Origin of the sequence: Tardiphaga sp. 20_F10_N6_6, from assembly GCF_052076045.1 — a bacterium.
In the GTDB taxonomy this organism is placed as follows: domain Bacteria; phylum Pseudomonadota; class Alphaproteobacteria; order Rhizobiales; family Xanthobacteraceae; genus Tardiphaga; species Tardiphaga robiniae.
The window spans coordinates 6,371,271-6,385,058 of sequence record NZ_CP197239.1 but is presented as its reverse complement, the minus strand read 5'-3'; the positions used below and the strand labels follow the sequence as shown (position 1 = coordinate 6,385,058).

Here is a 13,788-nt window from a genome sequence, read left to right as displayed (position 1 = left end):
TTTTCTCCGCCCGGAGGGCTTCGACGCGCAATTGAATTGCACGCCCCGAATTCAAGGACTATTATCTTAATTTCTGATTCAAAGCCGGACCCGATCGTGTCGTTGATCGGCCAGGCCTCTCCCGATGCAGAGCTTCGTATCGTCACGCTGAAGCAGTCCCCTGCTGCTGGCGGGGATTCTTCTGCCCTTGTCGCGGACGCCGTTCGTGAATTTGTGAAGACTATGAGTGGGCGGTCCTGGGACCTGATCCTTGACGCAGGCGGCACGGATCTGACGACCCGTTTCGGCTTTGTCTGGGAATTGTCACCCTATCTAACGTCCAACGGCTGCTATGTGCTGGCGGCAAATGCCGCGCAGCGCGGTGGACCATTAGGAGACGAGGTTCTCGACGCGATGTCTCCGATAATGGCCATCGTCCACGGTCGCTACCCATTCGCAACCTCCACGGATACAGGGCTTCGCGCTGCCGATTTGGCGTCTGACCGGTCGGGCGTGAACGAGCACGCCTATTTCGGCATGCTGTTCGATCGGATCGAAATTCTCGATTCCGCTGTGGTGCTTCACCGAACCCCGGCCACGCAGGCTGCGCGGCCCCCGTTCGACTATGCTACCTCGAACCTGTTTCATTGGGCGCAATCCTCAGGCGCCCATGACGTGACTGAACGCATCGAGGCGGAGAGCGGATCGACACGCCCACGATATGGAACCTCTCAGCAACGAAAGATCGCCGCGTTGTCCTCCGAGCTGCATCGCTTGACAGCCGCTTTGGCGCGGCGCGACCGCGATATCCTCGCTCTGGAGGAAGAGCGGAGCCAGCTCGGCGATGCGCTGCGACGCGGGCGTCACGCTTTTCTTCCTCATACTATCGCGCGACGCATTGCAAACACTCCCCGCGCGTTCAAAAATCGGATGCGAGACTGGGGTGCCGCGAAATTCCAGACGCTAATCGCGTCTCCGCGCATCAGAGCGCATTTGCAACGCGTCCGGAATTTGCTTCACTGACCGGATCGTTCCGACAAGATCGCGTTCTGCGTCGATCGCAGATAAGATGGCAACGCCGGTATGGCATTCGGTCGGCTATATGCTATTTGAACTCCACACAAACTTGGCCAAGCGCTTGAACCTATGATGGTACGATATCTTGTAACGGGCGGTGCCGGCTTTATCGGATCCGCTGTTGTGCGAAGGCTGCTTCAAACCGCGGGCAACGAGGTCCTCGTGATCGACAAGCTCACTTATGCCGGCAATCTGGAATCGCTGGCTCCGGTAGCGTCGCACCCGCACTATCGATTCATGCAGGCAGACATCGTCGATGGCGCCGCGATGCGAGGCGCGTTCATGGAATTCTCGCCAGATGTAGTGATGCATCTGGCTGCTGAAAGCCACGTCGACCGTTCGATCGATGGGCCCGGCGAATTCATCCAGACGAATATCGTTGGAACGTTCTCGTTGCTGCAAGCAGCGCTTGCGCATTGGCGTGAGTTGCCGGTTGAGCGCAAGCAGGGATTCCGTTTCCATCACATTTCGACCGACGAAGTATTCGGCTCACTCGGTGCAACCGGCTACTTCACCGAAGAGACGCCGTATCAGCCCAACTCCCCCTACTCCGCCTCCAAGGCCGCATCCGATCATCTCGTACGGGCATGGCACCACACCTACGGCTTGCCCGTGGTAATGACGAATTGTTCGAACAATTACGGGCCGTATCACTTTCCAGAAAAGCTGATCCCGCTGACCATCATCAATGCGCTGGAAGGCAAGCCGCTTCCCGTCTACGGCACGGGCGAGAACATTCGCGACTGGTTGCACGTGGATGATCACGCCGAGGCGTTGATTCAGGTAGCACGACGGGGCGCGCCCGGCCAAAGCTACAATATCGGCGGCCACAACGAGCATACCAATATTTCGGTCGTCAGGGCGATTTGCGCCTTGCTCGACGAGCTTGCACCAGATGCGTCGATCGGCCCGCGCGAAATGCTGATCACATTCGTCACGGACCGCCCCGGCCACGACGCGCGTTATGCCATCGACGCCGCGAAGATAGCGAAGGAACTCGGCTGGCGACCGTGGCACAGTTTCGAGAGCGGATTGCGTGAGACCGTGCAGTGGTATCTCGACAACAAGACGTGGTGGGAGCGTGTGCGCTCCGGGGTCTATCGAGGCGAGCGGCTCGGCGTCGCCATCTAAAGATACCCGTCATTGATGCAGGAAACGAGATGTTGACCGTTACTCCGACCGCCATTGAGGCCGTCAAGATCATCACGCCTCAGTCCTTCGCTGACTCACGCGGGGTGTTCTGCGAGACTTACAACAGCAGCCGGTTTCAAGAGCACGGCATCGCGCTCGACTTCGTGCAGGACAATCAATCGCGATCCGTCCACGCGGGCACTGTGCGTGGCCTGCACTTCCAGAGTCATCCAGCCGCCCAGAACAAGCTGATCCGCGTGCTGCGCGGCAGCATCTACGATGTTGCAGTCGATTTGCGACGCTCGTCGCCGACCTACGGCAAGTGGGTCGCAGAGACATTGACAGCCGAGGATGGTCGGCAATTGCTTGTGCCCGTCGGCTTCGCGCATGGCTTCTGCACCCTCGAACCGGATACCCATGTCCTGTACAAGGTGACAGGCTACTATTCGCCGGCCAACGATCTTGGCGTCGCGTGGGACGATCCCGACTTTGGGATCGACTGGCCGGTGTCGCCGGACAAGGCCATGCTGTCCGACAAGGATGCGGGATTGCCCCCCTTCAAGTCGCTTCCGACCTATTTCGAGTAAGACCTCATGCGGATAGCAATCACCGGACGAAACGGGCAGGTGGCGCTGTCTCTGCTTGAGCGGGCGGCTGCTACAGTGCTCGACGTCGCGACAATCGCACGGCCGGACGTCGATTTGACGCGGCCGAGCGAGATTGAACCGGCTCTGGTCGCACTCGCCCCGCAGGTCGTGGTCAGCGCGGCTGCCTACACCGCCGTAGATCTCGCCGAAAGTGAACCCGACCTCGCTTACGCCGTCAATGTCGAGGGAGCCGCCGCGGTCGCGCGCGCGGCCAGCCGGCTTGGCATTCCCATCGTCCACCTATCGACGGATTATGTCTTCGACGGCACGCTGAATCGCCCCTACCGCGAAGACGATGCAACAGGCCCGCTGGGCATATATGGACAAAGCAAGCTGGACGGTGAGCGTGCCATCGTTTTGGCGAACGACGACCACGCCATTCTGCGCACGGCCTGGGTTTATAGCCCTTTCGGCAAGAATTTCGTACGCACGATGCTCTCGCTGGCCGGCAAAAGCGACGAGATCAAGGTCGTCAGCGACCAGTCGGGAACCCCGACAAACGCGCTGGATATCGCGGACGGTATCATTGCCGTCGCACGAAATCTCGTTCGGAAGCCGTCGGCTGCGGAATTGCGCGGCAAGTTCCATATGACAAGCGCAGGCGAAACCACGTGGGCTGGCTTTGCCGAGGCGGTCTTTGAGGTGTCTGCCGCGGCAGGTGGCCCGTCCGCGCGCGTCAAGCCGATCCCGACGTCAGCCTACCCCACACCGGCAAAGCGGCCCGCCAATTCAAGGCTGGACAACAGCAAGCTGTTTAAGGTTCATGGCGTTCGCCTTCCGGAATGGCGCCAATCGCTGCCCTATACGGTTGAGCGCCTGCTAACGCAGGGTTTTTCAAAGACATAGCCGGTAGGAACAGCCAGTCATGGGTTCGATCAGTAAAGGCATCATTCTGGCCGGTGGTAGCGGCACACGGCTGCATCCGATGACCCTCGCCGCCTCCAAACAGTTGCTGCCGATCTACGACAAACCGCTGATCTATTATCCGCTCTCCACCCTGATGATGGCAGGCATCCGCGACATCCTGATTATCTCGACACCGGTCGATCTCCCCAAATTCCAGTATCTGCTCGGCGATGGCTCGAAATGGGGCATGTCATTCAGCTATGCTGAACAGCCGAGCCCCGACGGGCTGGCCCAAGCCTATATCATCGGCGCTGATTTCGTTGCGGGACAGTCGTCAGCATTGGTGCTTGGCGACAACCTGTTCTACGGCCACGACCTGATCCCACTGCTCCAGAATGCGCGCAAGCACGCCGCAGGCGCGACGGTCTTCTCTTATCACGTCAGTGACCCACAGAGTTACGGCGTGGTCGAATTCGACGCCAACAATCGTGTCCTCTCGATTGAGGAAAAGCCGCAGCAGCCGCGTTCGAACTGGGCAGTAACGGGGCTCTACTTCTACGACGGAAGCGTGGTCGATATTGCAGCCAATCTGAAGCCTTCCGCGCGCGGCGAACTCGAAATCACTGATGTCAACCGAGCCTATCTGGAACGCGGACAGCTGCATGTCGAGAAGATGGGCCGTGGATTTGCCTGGCTCGATACCGGGACTCCGGACAGCCTGCTCGAAGCCGCGGAATTCGTCCGCGTCCTCGAAAAACGCCAAGGCTTCAAGATCTGCTGCCCCGAAGAGATCGCCTTCCATCTCGGCTGGATCACTGCCAGCGAGCTTGAGCAGTTGGGCAAGCCCATCGCCAAGGGAGCCTATGGGCAATACCTGCTAAGGATCGCCCGTGAAGGCAGTACGCCGAGCAGCATACAGCTCCGTTTGTCGTAGAACCCGCCTGGTAATACACTAGCGAATTCACCGGAACGACCATTGACGACAGAAAACGCCCAGAGCTTCCAGCAGCATGTTTTGACGGCCAAGCTAAAGTCGTTCGTGCAACTCGTTCTTGCGCCGTTCATCGTGGCCCACGACATGGTGATCGAATTCGCAGCACGTCTGCTGCGGCGCGGATCGTTGCTACGCGAGCGCATTCCCGGGGACGATCCCCTCAGCCGATCCCGCAAGGCCGCAGTGTATGTTCACTTTGATCCTCAGGGAACCATTCACGACTACGTCCTGCATCAGCTCCGCGAACTTGTTGCAGCCGGTTTTCGCGTCACCTTCGTCTCGAATGCGCCGGTGTTTCCGGCCACCAGCCGAACGGCTGTCAGTTCATTCTGCAAGGACATCATCTGGCGCTTCAACACAGGTTATGATTTTGGCGCCTACAAGGACGGTATCGCTTCGCTTGGCGATCTCGATGACATGGACGCCTTGCTGATGATGAATGACAGCATTTACGGCCCGTTCTGGCCTCTCGGTGAGATGCTCTCGGCGATCGACCAGTCCAAATATGACTTCTGGGGCATCGTGGATTCCTGGGAGCAACAACGCTATCACTTGCAGACGTTCTTCATTGTGTTTTTCACCAACGCATTGAAGTCCTCTGCCTTCAAGACGTTCTGGCGCACGCTGCCCTACGTCAACAACAAGCGATGGGTGATCCGCAACGGCGAGACCCGGCTGACGCAAGTTCTTGGACGACAGCACCTGCGGTCCGGCGCCCTGGCAAACTATTGGGCGGTCGCCGAAACGATGAAAGACCGGTTGGCCGCCTCGGTATCGATGGGACGCCCCGCTTCTGATCAGGCTTTTCTCGCGCATCTTCACATGCTGCTGCTGACCGGCCGACCGATCAATCCGATGCATTTCTACTGGGATGTGCTGATTTCAGACTACAAATGCCCGTTCATCAAACGAGAGCTCCTCAAGGCGAACCCGGCGGGCATTTCAACCGTGTCGAAATGGCCCGACGTGATCACATCAAACAGCTCCTACGACGTGTCACTGATCGAGCGACACCTCAAACGCTAGATCGCAGGCTAGAGGCGGCCGAACAGCGCACCGACAAACAGGCCGATATTCTCGACAGTGCTTTGCCGATAGACACCCGACCGGCGGATCAGATACAGCCGCCGCAGCAGCGACGCCCGGCGGGCAGTGATAAAGTCATCGAGCGTTGCGGCATTGACCGATGTGAACGACGCCCGCATTCTGTCGAGCAGCTTGAGGTTCACGTCATTCCACATCACGACGCGGCCATTGGCAAAGGCCGCCATTCGGATCAGCCGCGCGCGAAGTCCAATATTCGACCCGACCAAATTGTTGCCATGCTGTCGATACTTCAGGCTTGGCCACGGATCGTAGTGAGCAAGCCCACCAACTCCCGTCACCACCTGATACGTCCACCAATCATGAGAGACCATTGCAGCATCTTCCGGCGTCGCACGCAGGATAGTCAGCGCCGCACGGTTGAACACCATAGTGTTGCCTCCGCCGATGTTCTGAACCAGCGCATTGTGGAAGAGCGGCGGTCGCGTGAAAAGCGGTGAGAAGCCGGCGGACGTCCCATCGCCTTCGATCAGCTCTGTGCGGCTGAAGTAAAGTGCCGGTAGATCGATAGACCGGGTCCGGAACCAGTCCACCGCTTTGGCCAGCTTTTCCGGAAACCACACGTCGTCCTGATCGCTATAAGCGAACAGGTCTCCTGCGATGTCGGCGTTGCGCACCAATGAAACGAAGTTCTGCCAAAAGCCCTTCTGTGGCCCGGCAAGGATGGTCACACGCTGGGATATGGATCTTGCGAACTCCTGAATGAGTTCAACGGTTACGTCCGTCGATCCGTCATCGGAGACCAGCAATTCCCAGTTCGAATATATTTGCAACCGATAGGACTCAAGCTGTTCCGGGAGGAATTGAGCGCCGTTTCGAGTGGCAAGCAGAATGATAACTTTCGGCTGGCTGGACGGCAATTTGGCAGAATTCCTTATTGGCGGAGATGATCGCGGCGCGGCAAACGTCGGCGGCGGGTGATTCTTAGACCATTTTGAGCGACAGGGAAATCGGACGATCCAGAGTACCGTTGGCTGTTTAGAGCTTGCCGTCGAATCTGGGTTGGAAGCCACGCGGTCTCCAGCGGAAATCCCGTATCGCAGCGGATGCGTCGAACGTCATGTCCTTGGCCATTCTATTGCCCATGGCGACATTCGTATGCGGAAGCAGCGGCTTCGCTAGGGTGAAAGCGATTTTCCAGAGCAACGGGGGGACCGAAACAATTCGTCGCGCCTTGCCGAGCGCATCGAATATTCGGCCGACCATCTCGCGATAGCTAAGAATCTCGCCACCTGGCACCGCATAGATTCGATTCATGGCCGCTGAACTGCCTGCAGCAGCAATCGCACCGATCGCCAGATCTTCCGCATGCACCGGCTGCCGTAGTCCGGCGCCGCTCCCCATCAGTGGCAGAAATCCAAAGCGCTTGATCAATCGGGCAAGCCGCGAAACGTTGCCATCTCTGCCCTCGGCATAGATCACCGTCGGGCGTAGGATCGTCCATTCAATACCAAGCTTCTCGCAAACCGCGCCAAGGCGACATTCGCCATCGGCCAACCGCTGCAGCAATTCCCGCTCTGACGGAATCTCCGAATTGATCTTGGTCACGATGCTGGTCGAGGTAAAGGCCACCACGCGCTTCAGCGACGGCGTGGCGATCTGCGGCAGGGCTTTCGCTAGCAATCCGATCTCAACCGTGCAGTACAACGTCTTAACGGCGGGAACTTGTAGCGCAGCAGGGACCGCCAGATCTCCCTGCAGCCAATCCACACCAGCGCTTTGCCGCGGCTGGCGGGAGAGCGCTTGTGGACGCTGCCCCGAGCGCACAAGCTGCTCCACGATATAGCCACCGACAATGCCGGAAGCGCCGATCACCAGACTTTCCATATTCGATCCCACCGCTTGGCGCGTAGCCGCAACCATAGCAGTCCGCAACCACACGAGATCTAGTCGATCCCGTCGCGCAGGGCTATCGATCAGTCGCCTCCGTTTGCACCGGGCCAGCGACCGGGCTCCGGTTAGAACGAGCGACACCAGCGCGAGCAATGGATGCATTCGGACGGCCCGGGACGACGCCTGCGACTGAACAAACTCGCCATGCAGGACATCCGCCCGAAGGGCATCACCCGCATGGCCCATGTGCGGCCGACAGTGAAACGATCAGTCCGCAAGTGATACCTTCAAACATACGCAAAAATCAAAATAATTCCTGATTGTTCAACCAGTTAGGCCACGGGCCGAGCACCGACGCGAGTTCGCGAGGCAGCTATGGCATCCCGGTCACATGGATTTTCACGCAGCCTACCAGCGATGCACGCCTCGCCAGCCACGGGAGGCATGACAAGCTTGTCGGTTTGCGCGAAAGGTAAGAGGACCTTCCCGACCCCACGGCACCACCGGAGCCCTCTGAATGCCCTTCCCGCGCGCCTCGCAGGCCCTCTCCCGCTTTACCGTGCTCGACCTCACCCGGATCCGCTCGGGCCCGACGGCGGTGCGGCAGTTCGCGGATTGGGGGGCCAATGTCATCAAGATCGACGCACTGAGCGATGACGCAGGTTCCGAGCAGCCCGGCGGCCCGCGGCAGGGCTCGGACTTCCAGAACCTGCACCGCAACAAGCGGGCCATGACCCTGAACCTGAAGGACCCGCGCGGTCTCGCGGTGTTCAAGCGGCTGGTCGAGAAAGCGGATGTCGTGGTCGAGAATTTCCGACCGGACGTGAAGACCCGGCTTGGCATCGATTATGAGAGCCTGAAGGCGATCAATCCCGGCATCGTCTACGGCAGCATTTCCGGCTTTGGCCAGGACGGCCCGTATCACAAGCGGCCGGGCTTCGATCAGATCGCTCAGGGCATGGGCGGCCTGATGTCCATTACAGGCGCCCCCGGCGAGGGCCCGATGCGGGTCGGCATTCCCGTGGCCGATCTCACCGCCGGGCTGTTCTGCGCGCTGGGCGTCCTTACAGCGCTGCTGGAGCGCGACGTCTCCGGGCAGGGCCAGTGGGTCCAGACCTCGCTGCTGCAGGCGCAGATCTTCATGCTGGATTTCCAGGCCGCCCGCTGGCTGATGGAGCAGGACGTGCCCAAACAGGCCGGCAACAACCACCCGACCAGCATTCCCACCGGCGTGTTCAAGACGTCCGACGGTTACATCAACATCGCCACCACCGGCGGCAAGATCTGGGAGCGCTGCGCCCAGGCCATCGGCGCCCCCGAACTGATCACCCATCCCGATTATGCCACCGGCCCTGCCCGCTCGAAGAACCGCGTCGCCCTCAACGCCGCGATCAGCGCCTGCACCGAAAAGCGCACCACCGAGGAATGGGTCAGCGACCTCAATGCCGCCGGCGTGCCCTGTGGTCCGATCTACTCCGTCGACCAGATGTTCGCCGATGCGCAGGTCAAGCATCTGGGCCTCGCGCAGGACGTTCCCAACGACCAGAACCGCAAGATCACGCTGGTCGCTCAGCCATTCACGCTGTCACGCACGCCGAGCCACATGGCCGCTCGGCCGCCGGAAGTCGGCGAGCAGACTGAGGAGCTACTCGCCGAATTTGGCTTCGGTGCCGAAGAGATCGCCGAACTGCGACGAGGCAAGGTGGTCTGAGGCCACGAGCTTTCAAATACTGTGAAAATTAACGCCAGATGCTGCATTGATCGGGAGCACATCTTCGTCCAGGCGCAGTCGATCGGAAATCGTGCTGCGCCTCGAACCCGCAGGAAGGCTCCATGACCGCACCGCACCGCGTGGCTATCCTGATCCCCTGCTTCAATGAAGAGGTCGCAGTCGCAACAGTCGTGAACGACTTCCGCAGGGCGCTGCCCGCCGCCACGATTTATGTCTACGACAACAACTCGACAGATCGCACGTGCGAAGTAGCCTCGCAGGCGGGCGCGGTTGTTCGCAGCGAGCCGCGTCAAGGCAAGGGTCATGTCGTCCGCCGCATGTTCGGTGACGTCGATGCCGATGTCTACGTTCTCGTCGATGGCGATGCGACCTACGACGCGACATCCGCACCAGCTATGATCGATGCGCTGTTAAACGATCGCCTCGACATGGTGGTGGGCCGCCGCATTGAGCAGCAGGTTACCGCCTATCGCCTTGGCCACCGCACCGGCAACTCACTGCTCACCGGCTTTCTGTCAATGACGTTCGGTCAAAATTTCAAGGATGTGCTGTCAGGCTATCGCGTATTCTCGAGACGCTTTGTCAAATCCTTCCCCGTGCTGTCCGATGGCTTTGAGATCGAGACCGAACTGAGCGTTCATGCGCTACAGCTCGCACTACCGGTCGCTGAAATCGAGACGCCGTATTTCGCGCGACCGCAGGGCTCCATCAGCAAGCTCAACACGTGGAAGGATGGCTTCCGGATCCTCGGCACCATCATGAAGCTCTATCGTTCGGAAAAGCCGCTGCGCTTCTTCGGCACAATTGGCCTGTTTTTCGGCATCGTCTCCGTCGGCCTCGCGATTCCCATCACCGTCACCTATCTGGAAACGGGGTTGGTGCCTCGGCTACCCACCGCCGTGCTCTCGACTGGCCTGATGATCGTCGGCGTGCTCTCATTTTCGTCGGGCCTCGTGCTCGACACGGTCACCCGCGGACGCCGCGAGATAAAGCTGCTGGCATATCTCGCGCAGCCGTCATTGCCGGACTAGGCCTCCATCCAGCTAGGCGCGAGCCCGACTTACGTCGTCACCGGCGTCGGCCGCCAGATGCGTGCAGCGGCCGTAAAGGCACGATCGATCAGTGGCCAGAACAGCAGCGTAATCGCCAGCGTGGTGATGGTGCCGACGAGGCCATTGGACCAAAACACACCGACACTACCGCCGGAGCCGATCATGGCGAGGCGGAACGCATCCTCGGCGCGGCTGCCGAGCACCAGCGCCAGCGTGAATGGCGCCAGCGGAATGCCGATCTTCTTGAAGACATAGCCGACCACGCCGAAGCCCAGCATCAGCCAGATGTCGAACATCGCGTTCTGAATCGCATAGGCGCCGATGGCGCAGGACACCACGATCATCGGCGCCACGGCCGCAAACGGCACCCGCAGGATCGAGGCGAAGACGGGCACGGTCGTCAGCACGATGACGAGACCGACCACATTGCCGAGATACATCGAGGCGATCAGGCCCCAGACGAAATCCTTGTGCTCGACGAACAGCAGCGGCCCCGGATTGAGCCCCCACACCATCAGGCCGCCGAGCAGGATCGCCGCGGTGCCTGAACCGGGAATGCCGAGCGCCAGCATCGGCAGCAGCGCCGCGGTGCCTGACGCGTGCGCCGCGGTCTCCGGCGCGAATACGCCTTCGATGCGCCCCTTGCCGAAGCTTTCGGGATCCTTGGAGAAGCGCTTGGCGAGGTTGTAGCCCATGAAGGACGCCGCAATGGCACCGCCCGGCGTGATGCCGAGCCAGCAGCCGATCACCGACGAACGCAGCAGCGTCACCCAGTATTTCGGCAGGTCCATCCAGACCTTGAGCACCGTGCGCAGGCTGATCTTGGCGGCATGGCCGCGCAGCGCGAGGCGTTCTTCCATGGTCAACAGAATTTCGCTGATGCCGAACAGGCCGATCACCGCGACGAGGAAGTTGATACCGCGCAGGAGATTGTCCGAGCCGAAGGTCATGCGCAGATTGCCCGAGACCGTGTCCATGCCGATGCCGGCGATCAGCAGGCCCAGCGCCATCGAGATGACGGTCTTATGCTTGGCCTCGCGGCCGAGACCGACGAAGGAGCAGAAGGTCAGAAGATAGACCGCAAAGAATTCCGGCGGCCCGAATTTCAGCGCGAAGGATGAGATCATTGGCGCCAGGAATGTGATCAGCATCACCGCCACCAGCGACCCGATGAAGGACGAGGTAAACGCCGCTGTCAGTGCTTCCGCGGCCTTGCCCTGCTGCGCCATCGGATAGCCGTCGAAGGTCGTGGCCACCGACCACGCCTCGCCGGGGATGTTGAACAGGATCGAGGTGATGGCGCCGCCGAACAGCGCGCCCCAATAGATGCAGGACAGCATCACGATGGCCGAGGTCGGGTCCATGGTGAAGGTCAGCGGCAACAGAATGGCGACGCCGTTGGGGCCGCCGAGGCCCGGCAGCACGCCGACAAAGATGCCAAGCACGAGACCGACGACCATCAGCGAGATGATCTTCCAGGTCATCAGCACGGCAAAGCCGTGCATCAACAGTCCGAACGCTTCCATTTCAGTAGTCCTAGCGACCGAGAGCCGATTCGATCGGCCCCTTCGGCATGATGACGTCGAAGGCGACATCGAAGGTGACGAACATGATCGCGGTGAACACGAAGGCGGTGAGCAGCGACTTCCACAGCGCGATCTTGCCGACCATGCGCATGAAGCCGGCGATCAGCACGAAACTCGCGACATAGATGCCGAGAAACTGCGTGCCGAGACAAAACAGTGCGGTGGGAATGAACACCAGCGCCACGCGCCGCAATTGTGCGCGGGTGACGAAAGTGTCGGAACCGCCACTGCGGGCGAAGAACGTCGTGATCAGCCCGTAAAGGCTGGCGCCGCCGAGAATGACCGAGAGATAGAATGGGAAATAGCCGGGCTGAGGCCCGGTGGAATCCCAGGCGATGCCGGTGCGCCAGTTGTCAAAGCCAAGCACGATGGCCAGTGCCAGCAGGACCAGCGAGACGATGATCTCGATGGTGCGCGTGCTGACGACGGAGGGCGAGTCGTCCTCCGGAGCGGTCGGATCTTCGACGATGATTTCGAGGTCGGTGTTGGACATTGGGTCTCGCAGATGGGAGCTAGCGGAATGATGTGGTGCTAACCTCTCCCCGCTCCCGTGCACAGCGGAGCTGTGCTAGGCGGGGAGAGGTCGAAGCCTGAGCGAAGCGACGGCTTCGGGTGAGGGACGAGGCACGAACGCAAAGCAAATCGCCGAGCCTGCGGATCGAAGAGCCCCTCACCCCACCCCTCTCCCCGCAAGGGCGGGGCGAGGGAGAAGAGACGTCGCTTCGCAGTTACTTACTTCGCCACGAATCCCGCTTCGGTCATCAGCGATTTGTTGAGTGCATCGTCCTCTTCGAGGAACTTGAGCATCTCCGGCCCCTTCAGGAAGATCGGCTTCAGCGCCTGCTTCTCCATGTAGTCCTTGTATTCGGCCGTCTTGGTCACCTTCTCGAACAGGTCGACATAGAAAGCCTGCTGCTCGGGCGTCACCTTGCCGGGCAGGAACATGGCGCGCAGCATCAGATACTGCACGTCGAGGCCCTCTTCCTTGCAGGTCGGGATATCGTTCCACGACTGCGTCTCGGTGACCTTGGTCTTGTAGGAGATGCGTTCCTTGTCGAACACGCAGAGCGCGCGCACCTGACCGGCGCGCCAGACTTCGAGATTCTCGCTGGGGTTATTGACGTTGGCTTCGGTGTGATTGCCAACCAGCTGCGTCGCCGCCTCGCCGCCCGACTTGTAGGGCAGATAGGAAAACTTGGCGCCAGTCTGCTTTTCCATGAACACCGTCAGCACATGGTCTTCACGCTTGGATCCGGTGCCGCCCATCTTGAACGGCGACGATGCAGCCTTGGCCGCCGCGATGAATTCCTTCACCGTCTTGGCGCCACCCGCATTGTCCCACAGCACGAACTGGTCCATTGCGACGACGGACACCGGCGTCAGGTCGCGCCAGTTGAACGGAATCTTGGCCGACAGCGGCAGCATGTAGATCAGGGAATAGGCGATCAGCACCTTGTTGGCGTCACCGTCGCTAGACTTCATGTAAATCAGCGCTTCGGCGCCGGAGGCCCCGCCCTTCAGCGACACCACCACCGGCGCCTTCATCAAATTGTTCTTCTGGATGGCAGCCTGCATCATGCGCGCCATCTGGTCGGAGGCGCCGCCGGCGCCCGCTGCAACGACGATTTCGACGGGCTTCGTGGGCTCCCAGGCCATGGCCGGCGACGTGGCCGACGAGAGGATGGGCGCGCTGGCGAGCACGGCTGCAAGCGCAGCTGTGGCCCTAATCGACTTGGACATTGGTTTCTTCCCTGTAGAGATCGGCAGACATTGGACGCCCGCCATTTTCATTGGTTCTATTGTGCGG

At 60.3% G+C, this 13,788-nt stretch carries 14 protein-coding genes; 9 read left to right on the top strand and 5 right to left on the bottom strand.

Going from position 1 to position 13,788, the window contains the following annotated elements:
- Nucleotides 1-96: 96 nt before the first annotated feature.
- The 6 genes from AB7813_RS30450 (at nt 97) to AB7813_RS30425 (ending at nt 5,700) form a co-directional block, all read left to right on the top strand.
- The gene (locus AB7813_RS30450) at nt 97-1,002 is read left to right on the top strand and encodes a hypothetical protein (protein ID WP_439066305.1); all 906 of its coding nucleotides are present in this window, start codon (nt 97-99) and stop codon (nt 1,000-1,002) included.
- Between the two features lie 123 nt (nt 1,003-1,125).
- Complete coding sequence (gene rfbB, locus AB7813_RS30445) at nt 1,126-2,187, top strand: dTDP-glucose 4,6-dehydratase (protein WP_441228933.1); 1,062 nt, start codon at nt 1,126-1,128, stop codon at nt 2,185-2,187.
- Nucleotides 2,188-2,216: 29 nt separating this feature from the next.
- On the top strand, nt 2,217-2,774 hold the full coding sequence (rfbC, locus tag AB7813_RS30440; RefSeq protein WP_439066303.1) for a dTDP-4-dehydrorhamnose 3,5-epimerase: 558 nt from the start codon (nt 2,217-2,219) through the stop codon (nt 2,772-2,774).
- Nucleotides 2,775-2,780: 6 nt separating this feature from the next.
- Nucleotides 2,781-3,680 (top strand): dTDP-4-dehydrorhamnose reductase, encoded by a 900-nt coding sequence (gene rfbD, locus AB7813_RS30435; protein WP_439066302.1) that lies wholly within the window; start codon nt 2,781-2,783, stop codon nt 3,678-3,680.
- A 19-nt stretch (nt 3,681-3,699) separates the two neighbouring features.
- The gene (gene rfbA, locus AB7813_RS30430; RefSeq protein ID WP_439066301.1) at nt 3,700-4,614 is read left to right on the top strand and encodes a glucose-1-phosphate thymidylyltransferase RfbA; all 915 of its coding nucleotides are present in this window, start codon (nt 3,700-3,702) and stop codon (nt 4,612-4,614) included.
- Nucleotides 4,615-4,656: 42 nt separating this feature from the next.
- Entirely contained in the window at nt 4,657-5,700 is a 1,044-nt protein-coding gene (locus AB7813_RS30425) for a rhamnan synthesis F family protein (RefSeq protein ID WP_441228932.1), read from the top strand.
- A gap of 8 nt (nt 5,701-5,708) precedes the next feature.
- On the opposite strand, the gene AB7813_RS30420 is transcribed toward AB7813_RS30425, so the two are convergent.
- Together AB7813_RS30420 and AB7813_RS30415 are read right to left on the bottom strand one after the other, a co-directional pair.
- The gene (locus tag AB7813_RS30420; protein WP_441228931.1) at nt 5,709-6,638 is read right to left on the bottom strand and encodes a glycosyltransferase family 2 protein; all 930 of its coding nucleotides are present in this window, start codon (nt 6,636-6,638) and stop codon (nt 5,709-5,711) included.
- Between the two features lie 118 nt (nt 6,639-6,756).
- Nucleotides 6,757-7,605 (bottom strand): SDR family oxidoreductase, encoded by an 849-nt coding sequence (locus AB7813_RS30415; protein WP_439067352.1) that lies wholly within the window; start codon nt 7,603-7,605, stop codon nt 6,757-6,759.
- Between the two features lie 162 nt (nt 7,606-7,767).
- On the opposite strand from AB7813_RS30415, the gene AB7813_RS30410 reads away from it, so the two are divergent.
- The 3 genes from AB7813_RS30410 to AB7813_RS30400 all read left to right on the top strand — a co-directional run bounded on the left by AB7813_RS30410 (nt 7,768) and on the right by AB7813_RS30400 (nt 10,374).
- Nucleotides 7,768-7,893: a hypothetical protein gene (locus AB7813_RS30410; protein WP_441228930.1), complete on the top strand. Its 126-nt coding sequence runs from the start codon at nt 7,768-7,770 to the stop codon at nt 7,891-7,893.
- 235 nt (nt 7,894-8,128) lie between these two features.
- Complete coding sequence (locus AB7813_RS30405) at nt 8,129-9,322, top strand: CaiB/BaiF CoA transferase family protein (RefSeq protein ID WP_441228929.1); 1,194 nt, start codon at nt 8,129-8,131, stop codon at nt 9,320-9,322.
- A gap of 122 nt (nt 9,323-9,444) precedes the next feature.
- Nucleotides 9,445-10,374, top strand: coding sequence for a glycosyltransferase family 2 protein (locus AB7813_RS30400; protein WP_441228928.1), 930 nt, complete (start codon nt 9,445-9,447; stop codon nt 10,372-10,374).
- Between the two features lie 29 nt (nt 10,375-10,403).
- On the opposite strand, the gene AB7813_RS30395 is transcribed toward AB7813_RS30400, so the two are convergent.
- From AB7813_RS30395 to AB7813_RS30385, 3 genes are all read right to left on the bottom strand, one after another.
- Entirely contained in the window at nt 10,404-11,921 is a 1,518-nt protein-coding gene (locus AB7813_RS30395) for a tripartite tricarboxylate transporter permease (RefSeq protein WP_441228927.1), read from the bottom strand.
- Between the two features lie 10 nt (nt 11,922-11,931).
- Nucleotides 11,932-12,474, bottom strand: a complete 543-nt coding sequence (locus AB7813_RS30390; protein WP_441228926.1) for a tripartite tricarboxylate transporter TctB family protein — start codon at nt 12,472-12,474, stop codon at nt 11,932-11,934.
- Nucleotides 12,475-12,713: 239 nt separating this feature from the next.
- A complete protein-coding gene (locus AB7813_RS30385; protein ID WP_439093835.1) occupies nt 12,714-13,721 on the bottom strand; it encodes a Bug family tripartite tricarboxylate transporter substrate binding protein in 1,008 nt (335 codons plus the stop codon).
- Nucleotides 13,722-13,788: the final 67 nt, after the last annotated feature.